This is a genomic window from Myxococcus sp. AM011, assembly GCF_013372595.1.
Lineage (GTDB): Bacteria > Myxococcota > Myxococcia > Myxococcales > Myxococcaceae > Myxococcus > Myxococcus eversor.
Genome location: NZ_JABXEM010000165.1, coordinates 1 through 25653 on the forward strand (window position 1 = coordinate 1; position 25653 = coordinate 25653).

17 protein-coding genes and 1 pseudogene are annotated in these 25653 nt (G+C 70.2%); 5 read left to right on the top strand and 13 right to left on the bottom strand.

The window, feature by feature from the left end; translation table 11 throughout:
- Positions 1-989, top strand: a pseudogene (locus HUW62_RS29475) (hypothetical protein); the annotation flags it as partial.
- Between the two features lie 91 nt (positions 990-1080).
- Here HUW62_RS29475 and HUW62_RS29480 read toward each other — a convergent pair.
- The 6 genes from HUW62_RS29480 to HUW62_RS29505 form a co-directional block, all read right to left on the bottom strand.
- On the bottom strand, positions 1081-2223 hold the full coding sequence (locus tag HUW62_RS29480) for a hypothetical protein (RefSeq protein WP_163864614.1): 1143 nt from the start codon (positions 2221-2223) through the stop codon (positions 1081-1083).
- Positions 2220-2990 (bottom strand): type III pantothenate kinase, encoded by a 771-nt coding sequence (locus tag HUW62_RS29485; protein ID WP_163864613.1) that lies wholly within the window; start codon positions 2988-2990, stop codon positions 2220-2222. The genes HUW62_RS29480 and HUW62_RS29485 overlap by 4 nt, the downstream gene beginning before the upstream one ends.
- A gap of 54 nt (positions 2991-3044) precedes the next feature.
- Entirely contained in the window at positions 3045-4064 is a 1020-nt protein-coding gene (locus HUW62_RS29490; protein ID WP_176436305.1) for a biotin--[acetyl-CoA-carboxylase] ligase, read from the bottom strand.
- Positions 4065-4162: 98 nt separating this feature from the next.
- Entirely contained in the window at positions 4163-4813 is a 651-nt protein-coding gene (locus HUW62_RS29495; protein WP_176436306.1) for a hypothetical protein, read from the bottom strand.
- Positions 4791-5705: a HEAT repeat domain-containing protein gene (locus HUW62_RS29500; protein ID WP_163864610.1), complete on the bottom strand. Its 915-nt coding sequence runs from the start codon at positions 5703-5705 to the stop codon at positions 4791-4793. The genes HUW62_RS29495 and HUW62_RS29500 overlap by 23 nt, the downstream gene beginning before the upstream one ends.
- Positions 5706-5772: 67 nt before the next feature.
- Entirely contained in the window at positions 5773-8079 is a 2307-nt protein-coding gene (locus HUW62_RS29505; protein ID WP_255203707.1) for a restriction endonuclease, read from the bottom strand.
- Between the two features lie 98 nt (positions 8080-8177).
- On the opposite strand from HUW62_RS29505, the gene HUW62_RS29510 reads away from it, so the two are divergent.
- A complete protein-coding gene (locus HUW62_RS29510; protein ID WP_163864609.1) occupies positions 8178-10376 on the top strand; it encodes a PQQ-binding-like beta-propeller repeat protein in 2199 nt (732 codons plus the stop codon).
- A gap of 39 nt (positions 10377-10415) precedes the next feature.
- Here HUW62_RS29510 and HUW62_RS29515 read toward each other — a convergent pair whose 3' ends face one another.
- The gene (locus HUW62_RS29515; protein ID WP_176436307.1) at positions 10416-11330 is read right to left on the bottom strand and encodes a hypothetical protein; all 915 of its coding nucleotides are present in this window, start codon (positions 11328-11330) and stop codon (positions 10416-10418) included.
- A gap of 51 nt (positions 11331-11381) precedes the next feature.
- Between HUW62_RS29515 and HUW62_RS29520 the strand changes: the two genes are divergently transcribed.
- Positions 11382-12416 (top strand): alpha/beta fold hydrolase, encoded by a 1035-nt coding sequence (locus HUW62_RS29520; RefSeq protein ID WP_163864607.1) that lies wholly within the window; start codon positions 11382-11384, stop codon positions 12414-12416.
- Between the two features lie 6 nt (positions 12417-12422).
- Here HUW62_RS29520 and udk read toward each other — a convergent pair whose 3' ends face one another.
- From udk to HUW62_RS29540, 4 genes are read right to left on the bottom strand one after another with little or no spacing between them, the layout of a single operon-like run.
- Positions 12423-13061, bottom strand: coding sequence for a uridine kinase (udk, locus tag HUW62_RS29525; protein ID WP_176436308.1), 639 nt, complete (start codon positions 13059-13061; stop codon positions 12423-12425).
- 11 nt (positions 13062-13072) lie between these two features.
- Entirely contained in the window at positions 13073-14770 is a 1698-nt protein-coding gene (locus tag HUW62_RS29530; RefSeq protein ID WP_176436309.1) for a DUF692 family multinuclear iron-containing protein, read from the bottom strand.
- 22 nt (positions 14771-14792) lie between these two features.
- On the bottom strand, positions 14793-15683 hold the full coding sequence (locus HUW62_RS29535; protein ID WP_163864604.1) for a protein tyrosine phosphatase: 891 nt from the start codon (positions 15681-15683) through the stop codon (positions 14793-14795).
- Positions 15684-15689: 6 nt separating this feature from the next.
- Positions 15690-17747 (bottom strand): hypothetical protein, encoded by a 2058-nt coding sequence (locus tag HUW62_RS29540; RefSeq protein ID WP_163864603.1) that lies wholly within the window; start codon positions 17745-17747, stop codon positions 15690-15692.
- A 198-nt stretch (positions 17748-17945) separates the two neighbouring features.
- On the opposite strand from HUW62_RS29540, the gene HUW62_RS29545 reads away from it, so the two are divergent.
- Positions 17946-19820 carry a von Willebrand factor type A domain-containing protein gene (locus HUW62_RS29545; protein WP_255203708.1) on the top strand — a complete coding sequence of 625 codons (1875 nt, stop codon included), beginning with the start codon at positions 17946-17948 and terminating at the stop codon, positions 19818-19820.
- An 89-nt stretch (positions 19821-19909) separates the two neighbouring features.
- A complete protein-coding gene (locus HUW62_RS29550; RefSeq protein WP_163864602.1) occupies positions 19910-20725 on the top strand; it encodes a GNAT family N-acetyltransferase in 816 nt (271 codons plus the stop codon).
- A 70-nt stretch (positions 20726-20795) separates the two neighbouring features.
- Here HUW62_RS29550 and HUW62_RS29555 read toward each other — a convergent pair whose 3' ends face one another.
- Positions 20796-21467 (bottom strand): RNA polymerase sigma factor, encoded by a 672-nt coding sequence (locus HUW62_RS29555; RefSeq protein WP_240356260.1) that lies wholly within the window; start codon positions 21465-21467, stop codon positions 20796-20798.
- A gap of 67 nt (positions 21468-21534) precedes the next feature.
- Complete coding sequence (locus tag HUW62_RS29560; protein ID WP_176436310.1) at positions 21535-25581, bottom strand: protein kinase; 4047 nt, start codon at positions 25579-25581, stop codon at positions 21535-21537.
- Between the last annotated feature and the right edge of the window lie 72 nt (positions 25582-25653).

Genomic DNA, 25653 nt, shown 5'->3' on the forward strand with positions numbered 1-25653 from the left:
CCCCGCCGCCCGCGCGCACCCCGCCGGCCACGCCTTCGCGCCCCACCGCCGCGCCCGTGGCCGCCACCCCGGCCGCGCCCGTCACGTCCGCGGCCGACGCCTCGGAGCTGCGCAACCTGCGCGCCAAGGTCGCCGAGTTGCAGGCGTCGCTCGAGGATTCGCGCGGCGTGGCCGCCCAGGCCGAGGACCGGGTCCGCGAGCTGGAGTCGGAGCTGGAGGGCAAGGCCACCGAGCTGGAGACCGCGCGCGCGTCCGTCGGGAAGAACGACAAGGACACCTTCGCCCTGCGCGACGCCGTCAACAAGCGCGACAAGGAGATCCTGCGCCTGAAGACGGAGCTGAACCAGAAGGACCAGGAGATCGTCGAGCTGAAGGACCAGCACCTGGAGCTGGAGCAGAAGTCCAGCACGGCCGAGTCGGAGATGGCCCGGCGCGACGCGCAGATCAAGACGCTCACCACGCGCGCGGACACGCTCGCCGCGGAGCGCAAGCGCGTGGACCAGCAGCTCGCCACCTCCAAGGAAGAGGCGCGCGGCGCCGCCGCCCGGCTCACCACCGTCCAGGAGGAGTTGGATCAGCAGGCCGCGCAGGTCGCCGGACTCAACGCCGAGCTGGAGGAGCTGCGCAACCGCACCGGGCAGCTCGAAGGGGACGTGCAGGCCGCGCACGAGGAGGCCGAGGGCCTGCGCGCCCAGGTGGACACGGCGCAGCGCGAGGCCGAGGAGCTGCGCGGCCAACTGGAGCAGACCCAGGCGGAGCTGTCCGAGCAGGGCACCCGCGCGGCGGACGAGGCGGACGAGCTGCGCAAGCGCATCTCCGAGCTGGAGGCCACCGCGGTCCGCAACGAGGAGCGCGTGACGAAGCTCTACGCGCGCATCAAGAACGACGAGAAGCTGCGTGAGAAGACGAAGAAGGCGCTCGTCATCGCCCAGCAGCTCCTGGAGGAGCCCGCCTCCGCCGTGGCCGACGCCGACGAAGCCGCGGCCTGAAGCACCTCGAACGCCCCGGAGCACCTGGTGCCCGGGGCGGTGTGACACCGGGGTCGAGCCTCCCGTCCGGAAGGCTCCCCCACCCCGCCCCTTACTTGTCGTCGGTCTTCTTGGGCGTGCTCTTCTTCTCCAACATCTTCTTGGCGAACCCCTGCACGGCCGCGGGCACGTTCTTGTCGCGGCTCAGGTCCTTGATGTCGTTGTCGCGCAGCGAGTTGAGGAACTTCATGGTGACGGTGAGCGGTATCTTGGGGTTCTTCACCAGGGCCAGCTTCACCTTGATGTTCTTCGTCCACTCGCGGTTGCTGTAGATGACGCGCAGGACGTCGTCCATCATCGCGCGGTTGGCCGCGAAGGACAGCACCTCGCCGTCGGTGATTCGCGGGCTGCGGATGACGGCCACGGCCACCAGCTTGTTCGTCTCGCGGATGAGCGCCGTGCGGGCCTCCTTGTTGCCCAGCGTCGCCAGCTTGATCTTCTCCGCGATGGACATCTTCATCAGCCGCTGCGCCAGCGTCAGCCGCTTGCCCTCCTCCAGCGGCGCGGCGTTCTCGTCCGCCACCTCGCCGCCCAGCTCCTGGAGGACCTGACTCGCGGTGGGGCCCGGGTCCGGCGGCGCCTCGGCGGCCTCCGGTCCGAACAGGCGCACGCGCGCGGCCTTCATCTGCGGCACGTCCGCCAGCACCAGGCCGCTGCGCACCGCGAAGTCACAGACGCTGTCGATGAGCGACACCTGCGCCTGCGCGTTGGAGCAGAGGTTGCGCAGGATGTCCTCGTGCCGCAAGAGACGCAGCTGGTTCTGACCAATCGTCTCCGCCAGCTTCGCGCTGCACTCGCGCGCCACCGCCGCGACCGCATCGTCGGGCGTGTTGGAGTTGAGGATGAGCATCTCCGCGTAGGCGTCCTTCTCCTTCAGGATGCCCAGGAAGAAGCCCAGCACCTGGGGCTGCACGTCCTCGTCGCGCAGCGCGGAGCCGAGAATCCGGTCCGGCAGGCCCGCGGACGTCTTCGCCGCCGTCTCGCGCACGGCCGCGTCCGGGTCGAACGTCAGCATGTACAGCGCGCCCAGCATGTCCGACGGGCTGAGCGGCACCAGCGACTTGGCCGCCATCATCCGCAGCGGCACCGGCGCGGCCGGGTCCACGTGCTTGCGCAGGTTGGGCGGCAGGAACTCCGCGTTGAAGGGACAGCCTGGGGGCGGCGCCGGAATGTTGTGGGGGGCGGCGGTGGTCATGTCGCGTGGTTCCTTCCGTAGATGATGCGCAGGCCCTCGAGCGTGAGGAGCTCGTCCACTTCGTGGATGGCCTTGGATTCACTGGCCACCAACGAGGCAAGGCCTCCGGTGGCGATGACTTTCGCGGGTTGGCCCAGGTCCACCTGCATGCGCGCGCAGATGCCGTCCACCAGCCCCACGTAGCCGTACACGAGGCCCGACTGCATGGAGTGCACCGTGTTGCGGCCGATGACGTGCGGCGGCCGGGCGAACTCCACGCGCGGCAGCTTGGAGGCGTTCTGGAACAGGGCCTCCATGGAGATATTGATGCCAGGGCAGATGCAGCCGCCCAGGTACTCGCCCCGGGCGGACACCGCGTCGAACGTGGTGGCGGTGCCGAAGTCCACGACGATGATGGCGGAGCGGTGCTTCTCGTACGCGGCCACCGCGTTGACGATGCGGTCCGCGCCCACCTCGCGCGGGTTGTCGTAGAGGATGGGCATGCCCGTCTTCACGCCCGGCCCGACGAACATGGGCCGCAGCCGGAAGTAGCGCTCGCTCATCTTCTCCATGCTGAACTGGAGCGGCGGCACCACGCTGGACACGGCCACCGCGCCGACCTTCGCCGCGTCGATGCCGCTGTGGGAGAAGAGCTGGCGCACCAGGATGCCGTACTCGTCCGAGGTGCGCCGCGTGCTGGTCTCCACCCGCCAGTGGTCGAGCAGCTTGCGGCCGTCGAACACGCCGAGGACGGTGTTGGTGTTACCAACGTCGATGGCCAGGAGCATCACACCCGCACTCTACCCCGAAGGTGCCTCGTCGCGGACCGACTTGCCCTTCGCCTACCGCGTGCGCGGCGCCTGCCTGGGCCGTAGCTGCTCCACGTCCCCCGCCAGCACGCGCTCCACCTGCCCGGACTCCGTGCGCACGAGCAGCGCCCCCGAGGGGTCGATGTCCACCGCCAGCCCCCGCAGCTCGTTGCGGTCCGTACGAACCAGCACGTCCTGCCCCAGGGTGGAGGACATCTCCTTCCAGCGGGTGCGCACCGCGTCGAAGCCCGTCTCCAGATACAGGTCCAACCACTCCTCCAGCCGGGTCCAGAGCTGGGCGGCGAACTGGGCGCGGTGCACGCGCTCGCCCCGGGCCAGCGACACCGAGGTGGCCACCTCCCGCAGCTCCTCCGGGAAGTGCTCCGCCTGGCAGTTGAGGTTGACCCCCACCCCGATGATGACGAAGTGGACGCGCTCGGGCTCGGCCGACAGCTCGGTGAGGATGCCCGCCACCTTGCGTCCCTCAATCTGGACGTCGTTGGGCCATTTGATGGCGGCGTCGGTGCCGAACTCGCGCAGCGTCTCCGCCAGCGCCACGGCGGCCACCAGCGTCAGCTCCGGCGCGCGCTGGGGCGGCAGCTCCGGGCGGAGGATGGCGGAGAAGTACAGGTTGAGCCCCGGTGGGGACACCCACACCCGTCCCCGGCGGCCCTTGCCGGAGGTCTGCTGCTCGGCGACCACGATTTCGCCGTGCTCGGCGCCGTCCTGCGCCAGCCGGAAGGCCACCTCGTTGGTGGAGCCCAGCACCGCGTGGTGGTGAAGGGTGCGCCCCAGGTCATGCGTATCCAGGAGCGGAGTCACCTCCAGCGAGGTGAGCCGGTCCGGCACCTCCACCAGCCGGTAGCCCCGGGCGGGGATGGCCTCGATGCGGTAGCCCTTGGTCCGCAGCGCCTCCACGCGTTTCCAGACGGCCGTGCGGGAAAGGCCCAGCTTGCCCGACAGGGCCTCGCCGGAGGTGTAGTCGTCACCACTCTCGGAGAGGAACCCCAGGATGAGTTCCTCTTGCGTCTGCTCAGTCGTTTCCACGGGCACGGCGGCACCTCGCACGAGGCGCAAGGGTACGGACCGGAGGACGGGCTTTCAACTCGCCCACCCCGATGCCTGCCCTTCCCTGTTCACCGGCCCGGCGGTCAGCCGGCGGGAGGGGTGATCGCGGCCGGGGGACGGCTGCCCTCCAGCTCGTACTTCGTCAGCTCCAGGCGCGTCTGGGGGATGCGCTGGCTGGCGGTCTCCAGCGCCGTCTCCAGCAGCACCATCCCCACCCCCGGGGCGAACGTCATGGTGTTGATGAGCGTGGCCTGGGCATCCACCCGGTTGCGGCCCTCCACCTGCACACAGGACGGGAAGCTGCCCGCGGGCGTGTCACACGAGCTGCCCGCCTGGACAATCTGGTAGCGCTCCGTGGAGGACACGGACACCACGTTGGTCCACGCGTGACCCGTCTCCAGGGGCCCGCGCAGCAGATAGCGCTTGGGGTCCCTCAGGCCGTAGGCGTCCACCGAGAGCTGGCCGCCCTGGTTGTCGTGGAAGTAGCCCTCCTCCTGCTTGAGGATTTCGACGGTGACGAGCTTGTCGGCGCGGCCGTTGACCCGGTACGTCCACCGGTTGCCCACCGCGAGCGGGTAGTAGTCCGACACGCTGCCGGACGCGGCCTGCTTCTCCGGCTCCGCCTCCACGCGCTTCGCGCAGCCACTGCCCAGCACCAGGGCGCCCAGAAGGACGGCGCCACCCACTGCGAACGAACGCGTCATCTCGATGTCAGTCCGCGTGGTCCCGGCCACGCGCCTCCGCGGTGATGTGCTTGCGTGATGCGTAGAGCGTCTCCAGGGCCTGCTGCGCCGCGGCCTGCACGGCGGGCGCGTCATGCCCCTGAGCCACCGTATACAAGTATGCCTCCGCCTCGGGGCCGCCAATCTCCCCCACGGCGAAGACCAGCTCCTGCACGAAGCCGTTGTCGCGCCCGCGCGCCAGGTCAATCAGCGCGGGCACCGCGACGCGCGCCTTCATCTCCACCAGCACGCCAATCGTCTTGCGCAGCACGTCCCCGTCGGAGGACTCCTTCAGCCGGTCGATGAGCAGCGGGGCGGCCGCGGGGTGCTGGCGCTCGGCCAGCGTGCGCAACGCGAACTCGCGGATGCGCGTGTCGTCCGCGCGCAGCTCCTGCACCAACACCTCGTCGGTGCGCTCCAGCGCGCCGAGCTGCAGCGCCGCCGAGTCCGTCACCTGCCGCAGCACGGCCTCCAGCGCGGTGCGCATGGCGGCCTGTCGCCCGGCGGGAGTGTCCTCCAGCACCGGCGCCTCGCCCAGGCCGACGACTTCGTAGTGCTGGGGCAACTCACCGCCGAAGCGCTCCAGCACGAGGTTGGCGCCCACCTCGGCGAAGCTGCGCGGGTCTCCGTCCTTCAGCACCTCGCGCGTGAAGGGGACGTCCAGCGTCAGCCGCCAGGGACGCACCTCGCGCGGAGCGTCCTCCGCCTTCAGCTCGAAGCGACGGGAGGACTTCAACGCCTGGGTGAAAAGCGTGGCGACACTCTCCGGCGCCAGACCCAGCAGGGCGTTGTCCCGCACCGTGGCACCGGACACGTCCACCGGCGCCACCGGGTAGCGTGGCGCCTGCGACCGGCAGGCGCCAACGAGGACGACGCAGAGGGCGAGAATCAGGGCCGGCTTCATCGCTCCTCCAGGCTAACACCTGGAGACAGCCCGTGCCGGCCAATCCCACCCTCCGCGACGAACCGTGTCAGCCCTCTCCCCCTTCGGACGGGCCGCGGGTCGACGGAGGCGAGGCCTCTCGCACCTCGTGCGCCGCACCCGCCTGCGTCGACTCGGTGGCCGGCGGAGGCGGAGGGATGTCGCGGTGCGACTCGGTGGGCGCGGCCTCGGCGACGGGCGCGGGACGCCCCTCCTCCGTGGACTCGGCGACCTCTGGAGGAAGGGCCGGAGCCCCGCTCTCGGAGGTACTGACCGGAGCGCCACCCGCATCTCCCGTAGGAGCGGCGCCGGCCTCACCCTGGGACGCGGCACTGGCCTCGCCCGACGACGTGGCACCCTCGCTCGAAGGAGCGGCGCCCGCCTCGGACTGAGTCACGGCGACACCATCGCCCGAAGGCGCGGCACCGGCCTCACCTGGAGCAGTGGAGCCCGCCTCGCCCGGAGCCGCGGCGGTACCCTCGCCCGGAGGCGCGGCACCGGCCTCTCCTGGAGCAGTGGAGCCCGCCTCGCCCGGAGCCGCGGCGACACCCTCGCCCGAAGGCGCGGCACCGGCCTCTCCCGGAGCCGCGGCGGTACCCTCGGTGGCCCGGTTGCCACGCCCGCGGCGACCGCGACGACGACGACGGCGACGCTTGCGGTCACCCTGCGCGGAATCGCCACCCTCGGCGGCTCCGCCCTCCGGACGCGCTCCCACGAAGGCGCTGGCGGCCTCGAGGTCATCGTCCTCGTCGTCATCCCCGTCCTCGCCCTCCTCGTCCTCGGAACCCGTGGACTGCGGCGGGGACACAGGCGCGGCGGGGAAGCTCTCCCGGCCCTCGGCCGCGGACTCACCGCCCGCTCGCGCCTCGGCACCCTCGGAGGACACCTCCACCTCGCCACCCGAGCGGGCCTCGCGCTTCTCGCGATCCCTCTCCCGGCGACGCTTCTCGCGGGGCGGCCGCTCCGGCCGCTCCGACGACTCGGCGGCGGCGGCGACCTCCGGAGACTCGTCCTCGCCCTTCTGCTTCTCGCGCTGACGCTCCTCGCGGCGCTTCTGGGCCTCCTCGGCGTCCAGCTTCGCGGCCTCGAAGAAGCGCTCGTCCACCTCGTACAGCTCCACCCGGGTGACGGTGACGGCCGTCTCGGCCTCCAGGAACTTCTCTCCCAGGGCGTCGCCGCACCACAGCATCACCAGCGAGCCGCTGGCCTGCGCCTCGGTGCGCGCATCCCCGCGCACATCGCCCGCGCTCACCAACAGGCCCACCTGCGCCGAGTAGTGGCTCAAGTCCCTGCGCAGCTCCTGCACCGACTTGCGGTCGATGGCCGGCGCGCCCTTCAGCATGCGCACCGCGTAGCGAAGCTCCACGCTGCCCTCGCGCTTGCGCGCCGTGAGCAGGGGGCCTTCCTTGGAGCGCTTGGCCACCTTCAGCTCACGGAAGCCCAGCCCGTGCATCATCTTGACGACGGACTTCTCGAACGTGCCCACGTCCGCTTCGCCCAGGCGCTTGCGCAGCCCGCGCGCCACGGCCCGGCGCGCATCCTTGAGCGACGTGCGCAGCGTGGCCAGCAGCGCGGCATCCACCACCGGCTCGCCCGCCACCGCCGCGGCCGCCGTACGGGCCAGCACCGGCCGCCCGGCCTCCAGGGGAATGCCCAGCGCCTGCGCGAACGCGGCCTGCAGCTCCAGCGACGGAGCCTCGCTCGGCGAACCCGCGCGCTCCAGCGTCACCTCTCCGGAGTCCTTGTCGAACGCGTACTGCGGACGGCGACCCGCGTCGATTCGACGCTGGTTGTCCTCCAACAGCGCCGTGAGCACCGCCTCCACCGTGAGGTCCTCGGCGCACAGCTCCTTGCTCCGAGCGCGCTCGATGATGACCTCGGTGCGCAGCCCGGCTTCGGCATCGCTGAGGATTTCGAACACCACCTCGGGCAGCGGCGGGAAGCGCTTGCGCTTTCCACCCCGCTCCTCGTCCTCGTCCCTCCGACGCTTGCGCTCGCTGCCTCTGCCCGCCGCACGCACATTGTCCGTGCGCGGCTCCGGATGCCGCTCCGCGGGACGCAGCGGTGGCAGGTCCTCTTCCGGATTCGGCTCGATTACGCCAGTCTGCGCCAGGGCCTCCACATCCTCGGGAATCGACCAATCCACCAGCGCGAAGGTGTCCTTCGCGGTCACAATCACCTTGCGGTCCCTCGTGCGACGCGCCATGGCGGCGAGACGCGAGAGCATCGTCACCTCAGGCGTCTTGCCGACGTGGGAGAGCAGGCTTTGTTGGATGGACTTCTCGGTGATTTCAAGGAAGTGGAGGGGACGACCTTCGCTCTCCAGGATTCGGAGCGCGGCCTCGTAAAATGTCATCGAGTATTCCCCAAGAATTCCGAACGGTTACAAAAATGTAGGTCCGTATGGGCGGCGGATGCTAGCCATCGGTAAACTGGCTTGTCAACGAACCGAAGATGACCCGCATACGCATCGGACAGCGTTGGAAACGCGAACCCTCGGCCTCCCCGCTGGATTCCATCGCACTGGAACTGGATGGAGTGGACCTGCTGTCCGGCGCGGTGGAGGAGTCCTTAGCAGAAGTCGTTCCCGCTTTGGTGCGCGCCGTGGCCTCCTTGCACATCGGCGGGCGGGGGATGGCCCAGGTCTCCCTGGCGGAGGCCCACCTGGAGCTGGTGCTCCGCAGGGTCGGCCCGGAGGTGGAGCTGCTGGTGGCGAGCCTCGCCCGACCCGCCCGGTTGATGCGGCCCCCCGTGCGGGTAGACGCCGCGGAGCTGACCGAGGCCGTCCGGGGCACCGGCACCCGCTTCCTGTCGGACGTCACCCGGGTGGCGCCCAAATCAGTCTCGGGCCCCCTGGCCCAGGCCCTGGCGGAGCCCCTGAAGCAGCTCGGTCGCCCGGCGAGGCCCCCGGACGAAGAGCCCGCCCGCCCGTCCGTGAAGCGGGTGGAGCCGCCGGATACCCCCGGCTTCGGCTTCGAATTGAAGGACTCCGGCGCCCGAGCCACCCGTGAAGGAGGAAAGCGCGGCGCGTCCGGAACCCTGGCCCCCCTGCTGGGCGCGGGCGAGGTGTGGCTGGCGCTGCCCGGCCGGCCCGATGCCTGGAAGGTGCAGGCCCCGCCCTTCCTCACCGTGCTGGAGCTGTCGCGGCAGGCCGTGGAGCTGACGCGGGCCGTCGAACTGGGCGAGGCGCGTTTCGAGCTGGAGCCCGCGGGCGCCCGGACTCCCCTGCTGCTGGACCTCAAGACGGGCAAGGCCCGGACCGGACGCACCGGAACGCCCTTCTCCCTGACGGGGACGTCCCTGGCCACGGCCCTCTTCCACCTGGGCGAGGCGCTCGCCGCCACCTTCGCGGAGGAGGACCGCGCGCAGGTGAGCAACCCCTACCTCGTGGAGCTGGCTGACCGGTGCCGCGAGGGTCTGTCCCACCTGAGAGGCGCGGTGACGCCCCCGGAGCAGACCGGAGCGGCGCGCGAGAAGCGCACGCGGACGCCCCTGGGGGTATCGAAGCCCCTGAAGGTGCCCGGTCGGCTGCGGCGCCTGCGGTTCGACCGACTGTGGGAGCAGCGCGGGCTGGAGGACGCGGAGGAGTCCCGGCTGCTGCTGGGGCGTCACGGCCCGGTGTGCTGCTCACCCCAGGCGACAGTGGCCTTCTCTCGCAAGGACGGCTCAAGGCTGTGGAAGCGGGTGGCGGCGCTGGGCGTGGCGGCGTCCGCGGACGGGCACGCGGTGGCGGCGGACCTGTCACGCGTGTACGGCTTCACGGGCCGGGGCGCGGGCGCGCGCTGGCTGCATGACCATGACGGCATCCCCCTGGGGCCGCTGCTCCTGCGCAAGGACGGGCTGCTCCTCACGCTCTCCGAGGACCGCACCGTCGTCGCCTTCGCGGAGGCCACGGGCCGCGAGGTGTGGCGGCTCGCGCCTCCACGCACGCAGCGAAGCTGGCTGACGACGCAGGGCCACCGCGCCCTGGTGACGACGGACTCCGGCTACGTCTACGGGTTGGATTTGGAGGACGGACAGGTGCGCTACCGGATGCGCGCGCCCATGCCCTTCCATGGGGCCCCCGTGCCGTGGGGACGGCGCTTCCTGGCGCTCCTCGGGCGCGGCTCGCACTGGGCCCTGCTCTTGGCGGACGCACACACGGGCGAGGCGGCGTGGACGCACGAGCCCAACCTCACCCACCCCTCGGCGCCGCTGCCGGTGGGCTCGCGCGTGTTCATCGCCGGAGAGCGGGAGCGCGAAGGCATGTTGCTGTGCCTGGACGCGAAGGGGAAGCGGGTGTGGGAACGGCCCCTGAACCTGGGGCCCGGCCCCTATGCGCTGGCGCCCATGCCGCGCGCGGTGGTGGTGACGAGCGCCTCGGGCGCGGCGGCGCGGGTGGCCTCGTCCGGCACGGTGGACTGGCGCGTGGGTGCCGCCGGAGAGCCGCTCATCGGCGCGCTGCCGGCACGCACCGCGCGAGGCGTCACGCTGCTCGCGGGCGAGAAGGTGCGCGCGGTGGACCCTCGCGGGGGCCAGGTGCTGGCGGAGGTGCGCGCGGGGCTGGGGCTCGTCGCGCTTCAGGCGGACGTGCGCCTCAACCTCTACTTCCTGGACGACACCGGCACGCTGTCCGCGTACCGGCTCGGCTCCCACTTCACCGTCGTGGAGTGAGGGCGCGAAGACCTCCGCGCCCCCTCCTCCCGAAGGCCGCTAGTTCGCGGCGGCCTTCTTGCTCGGGTCGATTTCGTCCTCGGGGCGCTCTTCCTGCGTGGCGCCTTCCCACGTCTCGCCCGCCCCCAGCTTCCACTCCGAGGGCACGTCCAGCTTCCACACGTACGTGGCCGTGGCGTCACCGCCCGAGGCCGCGCGCGAGGTGATGTTGATGGTCATGTCCAGCTTCGCCACCTCGAGGGGCATCAGGTCCAGGTCGTAGTGGCCCAGCACCATCTGCGGCGGGAACTCCGCGATGAAGCGCTCCGGGTGGTCGATCTTCATCGACGGGTCCGCGCCGCGCATCTCGCCCAACAGCTTCCCCTTCGCGTCGGTCAGCTTCCACACCGTGTCGAAGGTCGCGCTGGTGATCATCTTGCGCACCTTGCCCTCGTCCTTCAGCAACCGCTGGGCGCCCCACAGCGCGAGCTGCAACCGCACCTGCGGCTTGCCCATCACCATGATGACGTCCGAGGACACCACATCCAGGCGCATGCCCTTGTCCGTGGCCGTCCACACCGGGCGGTACCGCCCTTCGCGCAGGCTGTCGAAGACCTTGCGCGTGTAGTCGTAGAACGCCTTGCGGTCTCCGGCGCGCTCGTCCTTGCCGCTCTCGGCGCGCTTCTCAACCTCCTGGAGGTAGTTGTCGAAGTTCTTGTTTCCGTTGAACGCCTTCAGGTGGTCATCCACCTGCTCGAAGTAGTTCTTGAAGAAGGGCTTCAGCTCCTCGCGATACGCGTTGTCGTCCGGATTGACTCGCATCCAGGAGACTCGCTCCAGATAGTCGGCGTGGATGCGCTGGACGTCCGCCTCGCGCTGCGCCTCCTTGGTGCGGGCCGTGGCGGTGCGGTAGCTCATGATGGCGCCCAGCAGCACACCAGCGACGAGGACAATGACTCCGAAATAGCGCTTCAAGCGGCAGTCTCCTGTGCGGTGGAGCAGGCAGTGATATGAAAATTCCCCAACGTGATCCAGGCCACCGGCACCCACCTGTTCAACTCGCTGCTTCCTCTGGAGGAGGGAGAGCTGTTGCGCAACCCCCAGGTGGCTTGGGAGGCCTACGGGGAACCGTGCGACGGCAAAGCGGTGGTGCTGCTGCACGACCTATCTCACTCGCACCAGGCGCTGGGGCCCGTGGAAGACTCCGCGTATCAGCATGCGGGTTGGGCGCGTGAGCTGGTGGGCCCGGGGCGGCCGTTGGACCCGGACATCATGCCCATCATCGTCCCGAACCTCTTGGGCAGTCCCTTCGGGAGCACCTCACCGGCGACGGTGGACGTGGAGACGGGCGAGCGACTGGGGCTGAACCTGCCGCCCCTCACGGTGCTCGACATGGCGCGCGGGGTGTCCGCGTTGCTGCGGGCGCGAGGGTTGAACCGCGTCCGGGGCCTGGTGGGCGTGGGGCTCGGGGGACAGGTGGCGCTGCGACTGGCCGCGCTCTTCCCCGAGCTGTCGGACTCGGTGGTGGCCATCGGCGCGGCGCGGGCGCTCCCGGAGGGCGTGCGCGAGAAGCTGGGACTGGCGTGGCAACTGCTCCGCGCGGACCCGGACTTCCGCGAGGGCTTGTACGAGCCGGACGCCTGGCCTCGCAAGACGATGCGGCGGCTGCGGCTGGACTTCCAGAAGCTGCTGTACGGACGGGAGTACCTGTCCCGGCACTTCGCTGACGCCGAAGCGGCGCGGACCGCGCTCGACGCGGAGGCGGAGTCCTTCGCCGACACCTTCGATGCCTCGTCGTGGGCGACGCTGTGCTCGGCCTATGCGGGCTGCGACGTGGCGGACTGCTTCTCGCAGATTCGCGCGCGGGTGCTGCTGCTGGCGGGAAGCTCGGACGTGCTGGCGCCGGTGAGCCGGGTGCGTGACACGTACCACTTGCTGAGCGCCGCGGGCGTGAGCGCGCGGATGGTGGAGTTGCCCGGCCCCGGAGACCATGGGGCGCTCTTGACGGAGCCGGAGCGACTGCACTCGCCGCTGGGAGACTTCCTGCGGCGCGTGGGCTGAAGACGGCTACTCGCGGGGCTGCGACGTGGAGAGCTTCCCGCGCAGGGCGCCCACCAGCATGCTGATGGCAATCTCGTTGCTGCCGCCGTGCGGGATGATGATGTCCGCGAAGTGCTTGGACGGCTCCACGAAGCCCATGTGCATGGGGCGCACGTGGCGCAGGTACTGGCTGACGACGTGGTCGAAGTCGCGGCCCCGGTCCTTGATGTCGCGGGTGAGGCGCCGGAGGATTCGCAGGTCATCGTCCGCGTCGACGTAGATCTTCACGTCCATCTCGTCGCGCACTTCCTTCATGTGCAGGACGAGGATGCCCTCGATGAGGATGATGTCCCCCGGGTCCACGCCCATGGTGCGGGGCTGACGCGACGAGGTGACGAAGTCGTAGACGGGCTTCTGGATGGGACGTCCGGCCTTCAGCTCCCGGAGGTGCTTGACCAGCAGGTCCGTGTCGAACGCGTCCGGGTGGTCGAAGTTCACCTCGCGGCGGTCCGCGATGGGGAGGTCCTTCAAGTCCCTGTAGTACGAGTCCTGATCGATGAAGGCCACGCGACAGTCGGCAAGCGCCTCACGGACCTTTCGCGCGACGGTGGTCTTGCCGGACGCGGTGCCACCCGCGATGCCGATAACGAGGGGTGACGACGTCATTGCGGCGCGAACTACCCTACCGGACGGGCAGGCGCAAGGGGTCGGTCCACTCCTGAGGTGTCACCCAGGCGGATCAGCCGGTGATGGAGCCCCTCCGCCAGCAGGGCCGGCGCCACCGATGCCGCCTCCCGAGGCCGGGACGCCAGCTCCCGGAGCAGCTCCGCCAGGCCTCGCGACACGCTCAACAGCTCATGTCCCGGGGACTTGCGCCGCACCGCGTAGGTCCAGGCCGCCGCCCCCGGGCGCCGAGCCACCTGCGCCAGCGCCTCCAGTCCGGACAGCTCCAACTCCCCACATGCCCACGCACGGGCTGTGAGGTGCCGGCGGACGGCCCGGGAGGCGAAGAGCAGCTCGGACAGGTCCGCCGGAAAGCTCCCGGGCCGGACGTCGTCCGCGAGCCCCACCTGCCCCGGGCCCGGGCCAGGCACCGACTTCATGAACGCGGTGGGCGCCATCATCTCCAGGCTCAGCGCGGCGGAGGCCCCGTCGTCGGGCCGCTCGCGCAGCCGTCGCATCGCCCAGGCGGAGAAGGTCTGGGCCAGCGAGCGCCCTCCCCCGCCGAAGAGGCTCCGGTACTCGCGCGAGCTGGTGAAGGCCACCAGGTCCTCGCGCGTGCCCGCCAGCAGCAGCCTGGACAGCGGCCAGTCCTTGTCCAGCGTCTCCGCCACCACGGCCAGGCGGAAGTCCTGGTCCGCGAGCGTCCCCTCCGGGTCCTCCGTCACACCCGTGGGGACCCCGCCGTGGCCCGCCTCGAACAGCTCCCACGGCCGGCTCTCCTCCGTCAGCGGCGGAGTCGCGCGCGGCTCGGGGGCGCGAAGGCGCAGCGGAGCGCGCTCCCCCGAGGGAATCATCGCCCGCAGCCGGCGCAGCGACACCTGGGCCACCTCGGGAGGATGACCATCCCCCTCGAAGGTGACGGCGCGCAGCGAGGGACAACGCGGTAGCAAGGACTCCAATAGTTTGAACAGCTCCTCGCGCACCGGCTGCGTGTGGTCATCGACGTAGAAGCCGCGCGCGCCCCGCCGCGTCACCACGCCTCCCGCGATGTGGATTTCGACGACCTGCTCCAGCGGGAAGCCATCCAGCCCCGACTCCAGCGGCAACCCGGAGGCGAGCTGGTGACTGAAGAGGTGGCCCAGGTCCAACAGCAGCGGCAGGCCCGTGCGCGCATGCAGCTTCGCGAGGAAGTCGAGCACGTGCCACTCCCCTCGTCGCGCCAGCACCGCGGGGTTCTCCAGCACCAGGGGCATGGAGAGGTGCGACTGGACATGGAGCGCATGCGCCACGCAGTCCGCGAGCCCCGCCTCGTTGAAGGGCGGCGTGATGTAGAGGTAGCCCGGGAACGGCTGTCCCCGCACGTGCCACCAGCCCACGTCATTGCCCACCCACGGGCTGCCCACGGCGCGAGCGTGCGCGTCCAAATCCTGGAGCACGGAGGCGGGCTCCAGCTCCGGCCCCCAGAGATTCAGGTGCACGGGATGGAAGAGCACGGGCACGTCCGCGCGACGGCTCCACATCTCGGGGAACAACGACGCCTGGGCGCGCGCCTCGTCCAGGGACAAGGGCGCGCTGTACTCGACGAAGTCGAAGAGGCCCGGTGACGCATCCAGCAGCCGATAGGGCTGCGGTACGTCCGCCGCGCTCAGGTTGCTGCTCAGCCCCAGCCCCCGCCAGGGCAATGTCCATGCGTCCGAAACGGCCTGCGTCATGCGGCGGACCCTAGATCACCGCTCAGCCTTTGTGTTCGGGGTTCAAGGGCCGCCGAGCAAGCCACGCCAACCATCCGAGCGGAGCGCCGCCAGGGTTCTCCCGCGCATACGCGTGGAACCGCTCGATGAAGGCCCGGCGCTCGGCGATGTACGGGGCCTTCCGGCTGGTGGGGTCCGCCTCCTTGCGAAGGTCATAACCACCGAGTCGCGCCTGGCGCGCGAGCAGCGCCTCCAGCGAGAGCCGCCCCGCATTGTGGAGCATGTCCAGCAGGCACATGAACGTGGCGGTGCGCCCCTTGCCTCCCCGGCAGTGCAGGTGCACGTGCGCTCCCTCGTCGAGCGAACGCACCTTCTGGATGAAGCGCTCCACCGTCTCGTCGCGAGGCCGCGTGTGGTCGGTGACGGGCAGCCGCACGTAGCGCTCCGGTGGAAGCTCGAAGGCGCGCGCCTCGTCGTGGACCTCGCGACACTCCCACTCGGTGGAGACCAGGGGCTCCCGGCGCTTCACCGTGGCGGCATCCCCCACCCGCGCCGTCCGCGAGCGCGCGAGCAGCCGCAGCCGTCCGGCCTCCAACGCCAGGGCCTCCTCGTCGGACAGCCCCGCCGCGCCCCAGTTGGACTCGGCGTACCAGCTCACCGCGGCGCCATTCAGGAAGCCATGCGACTCCTGGCGCAAATCGAACACGTACAGCGACTCGGCATTCACGCCCTCGAGTCGCCGAACCAAATCATGAAAGCCCGCCACGGAGAGCTGCGCGCTTCCCGAGCACCTCAGCTCCGCGAGCCCTGATGTGTCCACCCCCTCCATGTCCGGAGGCCGAGTCGTCGTGCGCAACAGGCGCGCCTCCTCGCCCCCGTCGTCGAGCACGAGCACGGCGGACGTCGCATCGGGAGCAAGGGGCGGTACGCGCATGGCCAATCAGACGTGACCTTCGTCCGTGATGGGAGGAAGAGACTGGGACGGGTCGGCAATCGCCAAGGTGGGCCCGGCATTCCCCTGGGCGAGGCTATCGAACAACGAGCGGATCCTCTGGACCTCGTCGTCGCGCTTCCTCTTCTCCTCCTCGTCGGTCGTCTTGTCGGAGGCGTTCGTGACCAGCCATTTGTGGAAGAGCTTCTTCATCTGGGAGTCGCCCAGGTAGCTCTGCGCGCCAATGGCGGCGGCGATATCCGCCTGGAGGGTCAAGCGCTGTCCGGGCTGGAGGCTGGGCGCCTGCGACTGGTGCAGCACGACGGCGTTCATCGACGAGCCGCCCACGAGCCGGGGCACGGCCTCGCCCTCCGTCAGACGCCGCCACACCTCGTACTCGCGAAGGACCTCCTCGTTCCTGTCGCCAGCCCAGACGTCCACCTCGGTTCCCGTGCGGTCCACGTCGCCCGTCGTGCTCCACCGGGGAATGACCGCGCCCGGGCAGGCCCGGAGGACCAACTGACGCGCCTGGGCCGCCTGCACCTTGAGCTCGCGGCCGAGATTGCGACCTTGCCGCCTGTAGAGCTCCAGGCAGTCTCGCCAGAACGAACGCACCTGCGTCCTGCCGTTGCGTGAGCGGTTCAGCGCGGCGTTCCACACGTCGTCCCCGGCGACCTGGGGGATGGCACTCAAGTCACGCACTGTGTCGTCGGCATGCGAGCCCTGGAACGTCTCGAACAGCGTGTGGAAGCCGCTCACGCGCTTGTCGTAGTAGAGCCGCCAGAGCACGGAGTAGCCAGCGGAGATGACCAGCCCCAACGGGATGTTGGCGAGCGCGGGCAAGGTCGGCACGAACGAGAGCCACGCCCTGATGCGTCCCTGGTTGTGGCCGGACGTGCCCGCGTAGAGCGGCGCGAGCATCAACCTCGACGAGACGACGTTCGAGCAGTACTCGTTGCGCGTCCACCCCGTGGAGAAGGGGAAGGCCTGTCCTGGGTCGTGGGGCGTCGCGCCCGCATGGACGCGCATCGCCACCGGCCACCCGTCGTAGCCAGCGATGTTGCCGGGCAGTCCACCCAGCGTGAGCGGGTCGAACTCCACGCGGATGTGGGGGCTGTGCTGCTTGCCTCCTGGAAGGATGCGCGCCAGGTCGCTGATCAACACCTGATACCGCGCCACCGGCGGCAGCATCCGCCAACGGCGGTACTCCGCGCCGGCCGCCAGGCCCTGGAACGCGGCAATCAACCCCGGATCCGCGACCGCCCGGGTGTCGGGTGCGTCGTTCAGGCAATCATGGAGGGCACCCAGCACGCGAGGTTGCGCCGTCCCCGTGTCGGTGGGCTCCAACGGGACGCCCCGCAGGTAGTACGGAAGGTACTCCCACATGGTGTAGTTGGCCGCGATGGCGCCGTTGGCCAGTCCGGTGGCCACGATGGAGAGCATCTGCCGCTGGTGCGCTCCCAACCCCGGGCTGCGCAGCAGTGACAACACCGAGATCTTCTCGATGGTGCGCGAGGGCCAGGTCGTCACCTCACCCACGAGCGCTCGGGCCGCTTCCGTCACATTGCGGTAGATCTGGATGCGATCTCTCCGGCCCGCGACGTTCAGCTCGCTGAAGAAGGGCAGCAACACCAGGTTGCGCAGCGTGCCCTGATTGAGGCCGTGCAAGCTCCAGAGCCGCGTGTACTGCTCATCCACGTCGGAGCGATGCGCGTTGCGACTGCCCAGGTTTCCCGACAGCGGGCTCAGCCAGACCTTGAGCAGCTTCAGATACTTGTTCTGGACCTCCTCCGTGACGAACGCTCCCGCGTTGATGGAGAAGTCCAGGCCCCAGACCGTGGTGGCGCGTGCGATGAGCGCGCGGCACACGGGGTCCGCCGCCGCCACGGTGAGCAGGCGCGTTCCAAACACCACGGGGTCCGCGTCGATGGAGTACCAGGGGACGACAACTCGGGCTCCGTTCCCCACCCTGGGATAGGTCGCCGTGTAGTCCGCGAGGAGGATGGTCGGATTGGCCGTCGTGATGACCGCGTCGGCCTGGGCGTTGGTTCGCAAGAAGATCAACATGGTGTCGTCACCCTTGGGCCATCGCCTTGAGCAAGGAGCGTACCGGCACGAGACACACCTCGTGCGGGCAAGGGTCCCCGACGACCACGGCCCTGGCGTCCCAACGTGACGCGGCTGCGTCTGGCGGGAACGCGCGGAACCTTTCGCGCCCGCCTGCTGTCGGAGGTGGGCGGCGATTCCAAGACACGGAGGCAGGGCATGAGGCGGAACCCCAGGGCCGTCACGGGTGTCGTGTGTGCACTCGCGGTGGGCAGCACGATGTTCGCGTGCCGCCCGAGCGAGGACGGCAACAGCGCTCCCGTGATGGCGAAGGCACAAGGAGACACGAAGGGGGCCCACGCGCTCGAAGCCAGCGCACCGCCCGTCATGAAGTCCGAGCCCGCGAAGACGGCGCCAGCGCCAGCGGCCGCCGCGCCGACGACCCCGGCCCCGTCCGCGAAGGAGAACAAGGCCCAGGTCGGCCTTGGGATATTCGGCACCGGCGCGGGCGGCGGCGGTGGCCTTGGAGGCAAGCTGGGCCCTGGCCCTGGCATTGGCTCCATCGGCACGAGGGGCCGCGGTGCGGGCGGCATGAGCTACGGCTCCGGAGTCGGCTCGGCCAAGGCCCCTTCGGGCTACACGGGTTCCGTCAGAGTGCATCCGAGCCTCGCCCACATGCAGGGGAAGAAGGACACGTCGCTGGAGGACAAGCCGTCCTCCCCGGACTCGGAGCGCTCGCGCAAGTCCGACGTGAATCCCTTCGTGACGACGGCGGAGGACCGGCTCTCCACCTTCGCGGTGGACGTGGACACCGCCTCGTACACGATGACGCGGCGACACCTGATGGAGGGGGCGCTGCCACCGCATGACGCCGTGCGCGTGGAGGAGTTGCTCAACTACTTCCGCTACACGTACCCGGACCCGATGCCGAGCGACGGCCCCTTCGCCGTGCACATGGACGCGGCCCCGTCGCCCTTCACTCCGAATCGGCACCTCGTGCGCGTGGGTGTCCAGGGCAAGCGCCTGAGCATCTCCGAGCGCAAGCCCGCGCACCTCACCTTCCTCGTGGACGTCTCCGGGTCCATGGGTTCACCGGACCGGCTGCCGCTGGCCCAGCGTGCACTGCGCATGCTGGTGGACAACCTGCGTGATGGCGACACGGTGGCGCTCGTCACCTACGCGGGCAACGTGCGGCGGGTGCTCGGTCCCACGGGCCTGGAGCGCAAGGCCCTCATCCATGCCGCGATTGAGGACCTCTCCGCGGGAGGCTCCACCGCGATGGGCTCCGGCATCGAGCTGGCCTACCAGGAGGCGATGAAGACGCTGGATGGGGCGTCCTACTCGCGCGTCATCGTCCTCTCGGACGGCGACGCCAACGTGGGCAGGACGTCGCACGAGGACATCTTGAAGACCATCCAGGGCCACGTGAAGGAAGGCATCACCTTGACGACCGTGGGCTTCGGCATGGGGAACTACAAGGACACGACGATGGAGCAGCTCGCGAACAAGGGGAACGGAAACTACTTCTACGTGGACTCCCTGATGGCCGCGCGCCGCATCTTTCAGGAGCAGCTCGGCGGCACGCTGGAGGTCATCGCGCAGGACGTGAAGCTCCAGGTGGACTTCGACCCCGAGCAGGTCGTGCGCTATCGCCTCGTTGGCTACGAGAACCGGAACATCGCGGACCGCGACTTCCGCGACGACAAGGTGGACGCGGGCGAGCTGGGCTCCGGCCACACCGTCACCGCGCTGTACGAAGTGGAGCTGAAGCCCGGAGCGGGCGCGGGACTGGCCACGGTGCGCGTGCGCGCGAAGAAGCCGCGCGGCGTGAATGCCTCCGAGCGGGCCTATCCCTTCCTGGCGAGCGCACTCGCGGGCACGTTCAAGTCGGCCAGCGTCGACCTGCGCTTCGCGACGGCGGTGATGGGCGCGGCGGAGCTGCTTCGCGGAAGCCCCCACGCGGAGAACTGGAGCCTGGAGATGGTGCGCGACATCGCACGCGGGTCGACACCGGTGGGCAACGCGGAGCGTGAGGAGTTCCTCGTGCTGCTGGAGAAGGCCCGGCCGTTGATGCGCGGTGTGGCGGCGCGCTGAACAGAAATGGATGGATTCAGGGGCCCCGCGTTTCCATGCGGGGCACGTGGGGTACACTCGGCGGTCCACCCCTTCCCTGGAGACCCTCCATGCACTCCGCGACGCAGGCAGAGATCGACGAGTCCCATGCGCAATTTCGAGGCGCGTGGCGGAGGATGGCGCTGGGGGCACGCTCGGGAGAAGTCGTCGAGCGCCCCGAAATCTACATCGCCGCGAGCCACGTCTCGTGGGCCCTGATGAACGCGGCCTTCCTGCGCGCCCCCGCTGAAACCGAGCAGTCCCTGGCGGCCTCCGTCGCCTCCGCGGCGCGCTACTTCGCCACGGGCAGGCACGCGTGGACGCTGGTCGTCTCGGACGACTGGCTCGCGCCCCAGGTGCGTGAGCGCGCCGAGTCCATCCTCGCCTGGTACAAGCTCAAGCCGCTCGCCGTCCTCTCCGGCATGGTGTGCGACCAGCTCACGGAGCCCGTGCGCCCCCTGCCCTCTTTGGAGGTCCGCCCCGTCCAGGACACCTGGGGCCGGCAGGCCGTGGCCGACATCAACGCCCAATCCTACGACGTGTCCCGCGAGACGGGCCGCGAGGCGTTCGACGTGGAGAGCCTCTACCACGCCGACTCCCGGGGCTTCGTCGCCTGCCTGGGTGATGCGCCCGCCAGCAGCACCGTCGTCACCCGCGTGGAGGGCGTCGCGTACGTCTCGCTCGTCGCGACTTCGCCCGAGCACCGACGGGTCGGCGCGGCGGAGCTCGTCATGCGGCGCGCGCTCCAGGAGGCCCGGGACGGTTGGGGCATCCAGCGCACCGTGCTCCACGCCACCGAGGCCGGCGAGCCCCTCTACACTCGCATGGGCTATCGAGCCGTGACGCGCTTCCGCGTCTACAAGGCACCAGCCCCCGGGACGACCTGAGCCCGCGCGTCACTCCGCCGACTCCACGCGCTCGAAGGCACCAGCCCCCAGGACGACATGAGCCTCCACGTCACTCCGCCGACTCCACGCTTTCGGCGGAGATGACGCCCTGTTCGATGGCGAGCGTCCGCAGGCGCGCCTTCACGCGCTGGAACTGCTGGCGCAGCGCCGCGGCCCGTCGGTTCAGCGCATCGCGTGTCAGCGGCTCGTCGGACTCCACCATGACGCGGGCAATCTCCGTCCACGGCTGGCGTTGGTCCACGCGCAGCATCAACAGCATCCGCTCCTGTGGCTCCAGTTGCTCGCGCAGCGCACGGAAGCGCTCCTTCACGGCGGTGCGTTGCCAGGGATGCGTGTCCGTGCGGTGCCGCTGCGGCTCATTCGCCGCGGGCTCGCTCACCGGTTGCTCGCGCAGGGACGGAGAGTGGAGCTGGTGGTAGCAGGCATTGCGCGCGAGCCGGTACGCCCACGTCCGGAACGAGCTCTCCCACCGGAAGCCCGGCAACCCCTTGACCAGGTTCTCGCTGAACAGGCCGAACGCATCCTTCGCCAGCTCCGGATTGTGGAGCACGGACGCCATCAGTCGCCGCAGCTCCGGCCCATAGGTGCGCATGGCCAGCTCCACCGCCGCCCCATACTCGCCACGAGTGCAGAGCTCGTGCAGCACCTGCTCCGCCTGCTCGCGAGGCACCGCGACCTCCGCCTCCGAGACTCCCCCAGGCTCGACGTTCATCGACACCATCACATCACGCTCCCGAAGTGGACCTGCCGGGAGGAGTCACGCACTCCGCGCTGTGATGTCCCTCGCATCACGGTCCAGGCACGGGCTCCTCTGCTTGAAGGTCCTGCACGAGAGGAAGCTCGACCAGCGGATGGCCCAGCTTCCGCTCCCGCACCAGCCGACCGTAACCCAGCGCGCCCTGGGTCTCCGCGACGCGCAGGGCGAGGGCTCGCGCGGAGAGGGCCTCGTCCTCGCGCCCCAACATGAACAGGGCCTCCGCCTCCAGGCCTCGCAGCATCACCTCGTAGGAGCGCTCGCCCGTCGTCCCGGCCTCTCCCAGTGCCTCGCGCAACGCGGCGAGCGCCTCGTTCTTCTGACCGAGCAGCAGGTGGATTTCAGCCAGCATGCCCAGGTTGTGCGGCAGCCCTGCCTTGAAGCCGGAGCGTCGCCAATGTCCGAGCGCCGCCTGCATCAACGCGAGCCCCTCCCGCGCGCTGCCCGACAACGCCTGCGCCCAGGCACGGATGAGCGTGGACCAGCCCAGCCACAGCCGGAAGTGGTGCTCGCGAGAAAGCGCGATGTTCCTGTCACACAGCTCCAGGGCCTCGCGAGGCTCGCGACGAAGCTGGGCGGACAGGGCGCCGTACAGCAGCGCGAAGGCGGAGGTGTTCGGATGGCCGATGTCCATCGCCAGACGCAGCGCCCGCCGTGCGTGGTCACGCGAGGCCTCGGGCGCATCCATCACCGCGTGCACCACCGCCGCGTACGCCAGCGCCGCCACACGCGGATTGACCCAGTGCTTGACGGCGAGGACCTGGTGTTGCTCCAGTTCGAAGTCCGAGTACGTCAGGGCCAGCTCCACGTTCTCCAGCGCGGAGGCCAGCCGGCCCCACGTGAAGAAGTCCGTGGCCCTCATCCGGTAGCCCAGGGCCAGCAGCTCCCGCTGACCATTCCGGCGCCCCAATCGCACCAGGCGCTCGGCCACCTCGTGGGCCTCGTCCCAGTGCGCCCGCGCGAAGGCATGCGCGAAGGCCACCCAGTGCGGCGGCTCCAGCCGAGGCAGGTCGTCCTCCAGCTCTCGCATCAGGAAGCGCACGCGTGCATGGACGGACTCGACCTCCGGTGCGGAGTACCCCTGCACCTGGACCAGCGGGAGCGCCAGGCCGAGCAACAGCTTCAGCTCCTCGCCATCGAGCGCGCGGGAGGGCGGTTGCGCGCGCAGCAACGTCAGGGCCTGTCGCAGATGGCTGATGGCCTCCACGTTGGCCATGCGTCGGCTCGCCATCTCCCCCGCCCGCGCCCACCATCGGATGGCTGCCTCCGCCTGCCCCGACTCGGTGTAGTGCCACGCCAGCAACTCTGGCTGAGCCTCGGCCATCTCCGGAAACTGCTCCGCCACTACACGCGCGACGCGACGGTGGTAGTGCCGCCGCGCCTTCCGAGGCAGGGAGTCCGCCGCGGCATCTTGAATGAGCGCATGCCGGAATCCGTAGCTCGGCTCCACCGTCTCGGCCGGCTGCAACAGGCCCTCGTCCACCAGGCCGGAGAGGTCCGCGCGAAGCGAGGTCTCCGTCCGTCCCGACAGCGCGGCGAGCAGCGCATGGGAGAAGCTGCGTCCCACCACCGCGCAGAGCTGCGCCAGCTCCTTCTGCGAGCCAGGCAGTCTGTCCAGCCGAGTGAGGAGCAGCTCGCGCAGCGACACGGGTACCTCGACCGACGAGGACTCGCCTCCCCGAGGCTCCTCCACCACCCGCCGCGTCAACTCCTCGGCGAAGAGCGGGATGCCATCCGTGCGGCGCACCAGCCGGGAGACCAGCTCCGACGAGAGCGGCCTGTCTCCCGCGGCCTTGCGCACCAGCTCTCCCGCGACGGGAGGTGACAGCCGCTCCAGGCCCAACCGCTGCACGCGCGCATCGTCGCTCCAAGGTGGAGGCAATGCGACGCGCGACGTGAGCAACAGGCAGACGCGCAGCTTCGGCAAGCGGTCCAGGAGGAAGCCCAGCAGTTGCAGCGAGGACGGGTCCGCCCAGTGCAGGTCCTCGACCTCCAGCAACACCGGGAGCTGCTCGGACAGGCGCGTCAGCACATGCGCCAGTGCATCCAGGGTCTCCTGCATGAGTCGCTCTGGGGCGTAGCGCAGGTGTGGCGCGCCCTCGTCGCCGGAGAGCCCCACCAGCCCCGACAGCAACCGCGTGCGCCCCTCCCCCAGCCCGAGCGTGCCCAGGCCCGCTTCCAAGCGCGCCCGGTGCTCCTGGGGCGTGCCCTCGACGTCGAGTTGGAACATGCGGCGAAGCAGGTCGATGGCGGGCGCGAACGAGCTGGTGGTCGACTGAGGCCAGCACTGTCCTCGGAGCACGTGGGCCATGAAGGGAGGCACGCGCTCGCGCACCTCGCGCACCAGCCGGGACTTGCCGATGCCCGCCTCGCCCGTGACGAGCACACACGTCCCCCGCCCCGCGCGCGCCTCCTCCCATTGTTCCAAGAGGAACCGGAGCTCCGCGCGCCGCCCCACGAGGGGCGTGAGGTTGCGCGACACGAGCCCCCGGTCGAAGCGACTGGTGACTCGACGTGGCTGCACCAGCCGGTAGGGAGTCACGTCTCGCACGCCCGACAGTCCCGTGAAGCGCAGCGGTGGCAGTGCCTGTGTCACGAAGGCCCCGCGCGTCAACACATCCGTCGAGTCACTGATCCACACCGTGCCCGGCGTGGCCTGTCGCGCCAGCCAGGCGGCCACGCGGGGCGCCTCGCCCTGGATGGAGGCGTCGTCCAACACCACCGTGTCCGTGTGCACGCCCACCGTCACCGTCAGCTTCCGCTCCCGAAGCGACGCGAGCGACTCCTGGAGCGTCGGTGCCACGGTGGCGGCCAGTCGCAGCGCCGCGCGCAGGGCCCGCTCTGAGTCGTCCTCTCTCGCCACGGGGTGACCGAAGCAACCGAGCACCTCTTCACCCACGGACAGGACGACCGTTCCACCGTGCTGCCTCAACACCTCCGAGCAGCTCCGATGGAACACGGCCTCCAACTCGCCCAGGTCCTCGGCATCCAGTCGTCCGGCGAGTCCGGCCAGGTCCGCGAGCCGACAGGCGACCAGCGTCACCTGCCGTCGCTGAGGAGGTCTGACACGCCTCGACTCATGGCGCGGAGCCAGCCCTTCTTCCACCTCTCGCAGCCGCTCGCGCAGCTCCATCGCGGAGCGCAGCCGCGTCTCCGGTGTCTTCGCCAACAACTCGGCCAGGAGTCCATCCACCGGCTCGGGCACCTCGGGCGCGCGCGCACGGACCGAAGGCATGGGCCCTGGAGACGTCACGCGCTCGCGAATCGCATCGGGCGTGCCCAGGACGGGAGGCTCTCCCGTGAGCATCTCGTACAGCAGCACGCCGGCCGCCCAGAGGTCGGTCCGGGCATCCTGCGCCTCACCCCGCCACTGTTCGGGGGCCATGTACGGCGGCGTGCCCGCGGTGGAGAGCAACACATCGGGCGCGGTGCTCGCGGCCACGAGCCAGGACAATCCGAAGTCGAGAATCTTCACGACGCCCGAGCGCGTGATGAACACGTTGCTGGGCTTGAGGTCGCGGTGGACGATGTGCCGCTCGTGCGCGTGCGCCAGCCCCGAGGCCACCGCGTCGAGAATCTCGATGGCCCGTCGGTGTCCCGGACGCCCGCGTCGCAACAGGGATGACAGGGACTCGCCCTCCAGACACTCCATGACGAGGAAGGGAACCGGCGGCTCCTTCTGCTCGCTGCTCCAGAGGTCCACGTTGAAGATGCGGACGATGTGCTCCTGGTCCAGCTGCGCGATGGCCCGGCCCTCCTGCCGCAGCAGGGAGATCATCGGCGCCTCGGCAATCGACTCATGCGGGACGAGGAACTTCAGCGCGACGGGCCGTTGAAGCTCCGTGTCGAGGGCCCGGAAGACCTGCCCCATGGCCCCTCCGCCGAGTTCCTCCAGCACCTCGTAGCGCTTCCCGTCTCGGTCGCCCACGCGCATCCCGGGCACGGGCAGGCGAGGAGGCACCGAAGCCTGAGCCACCTCGCGGAGAAAGGCGTCGTCGAAATCGTCGTCCTCGACGGCATCCGGCTCACGCTCCAGCATGGAACCGTCGCGTCGCTCCTCGTCCTGGCCGCTCTCAGGCATCACCGAGTCCCCTGGATGTCCCCGCGTCCGTTCTCCCCCTGGGTTCACCTTAGGAACGGCCGTCCCCAAGTC

Excerpts from the sequence above, each read along its gene's own strand:
- HUW62_RS29480 (WP_163864614.1), bottom strand. The coding sequence starts at position 2,223 with ATGACCACCGCCGCCCCCCACAACATTCCGGCGCCGCCCCCAGGCTGT.
- HUW62_RS29485 (WP_163864613.1), bottom strand. The coding sequence starts at position 2,990 with ATGCTCCTGGCCATCGACGTTGGTAACACCAACACCGTCCTCGGCGTG.
- HUW62_RS29500 (WP_163864610.1), bottom strand. The coding sequence starts at position 5,705 with ATGAAGCCGGCCCTGATTCTCGCCCTCTGCGTCGTCCTCGTTGGCGCC.
- HUW62_RS29505 (WP_255203707.1), bottom strand. The coding sequence starts at position 8,079 with ATGACATTTTACGAGGCCGCGCTCCGAATCCTGGAGAGCGAAGGTCGT.
- HUW62_RS29510 (WP_163864609.1), top strand. The coding sequence starts at position 8,178 with ATGACCCGCATACGCATCGGACAGCGTTGGAAACGCGAACCCTCGGCC.
- udk (WP_176436308.1), bottom strand. The coding sequence starts at position 13,061 with ATGACGTCGTCACCCCTCGTTATCGGCATCGCGGGTGGCACCGCGTCC.
- HUW62_RS29530 (WP_176436309.1), bottom strand. The coding sequence starts at position 14,770 with ATGACGCAGGCCGTTTCGGACGCATGGACATTGCCCTGGCGGGGGCTG.
- HUW62_RS29535 (WP_163864604.1), bottom strand. The coding sequence starts at position 15,683 with ATGCGCGTACCGCCCCTTGCTCCCGATGCGACGTCCGCCGTGCTCGTG.
- HUW62_RS29540 (WP_163864603.1), bottom strand. The coding sequence starts at position 17,747 with ATGTTGATCTTCTTGCGAACCAACGCCCAGGCCGACGCGGTCATCACG.
- HUW62_RS29545 (WP_255203708.1), top strand. The coding sequence starts at position 17,946 with ATGAGGCGGAACCCCAGGGCCGTCACGGGTGTCGTGTGTGCACTCGCG.
- HUW62_RS29550 (WP_163864602.1), top strand. The coding sequence starts at position 19,910 with ATGCACTCCGCGACGCAGGCAGAGATCGACGAGTCCCATGCGCAATTT.
- HUW62_RS29555 (WP_240356260.1), bottom strand. The coding sequence starts at position 21,467 with ATGGTGTCGATGAACGTCGAGCCTGGGGGAGTCTCGGAGGCGGAGGTC.
- HUW62_RS29560 (WP_176436310.1), bottom strand. The coding sequence starts at position 25,581 with ATGCCTGAGAGCGGCCAGGACGAGGAGCGACGCGACGGTTCCATGCTG.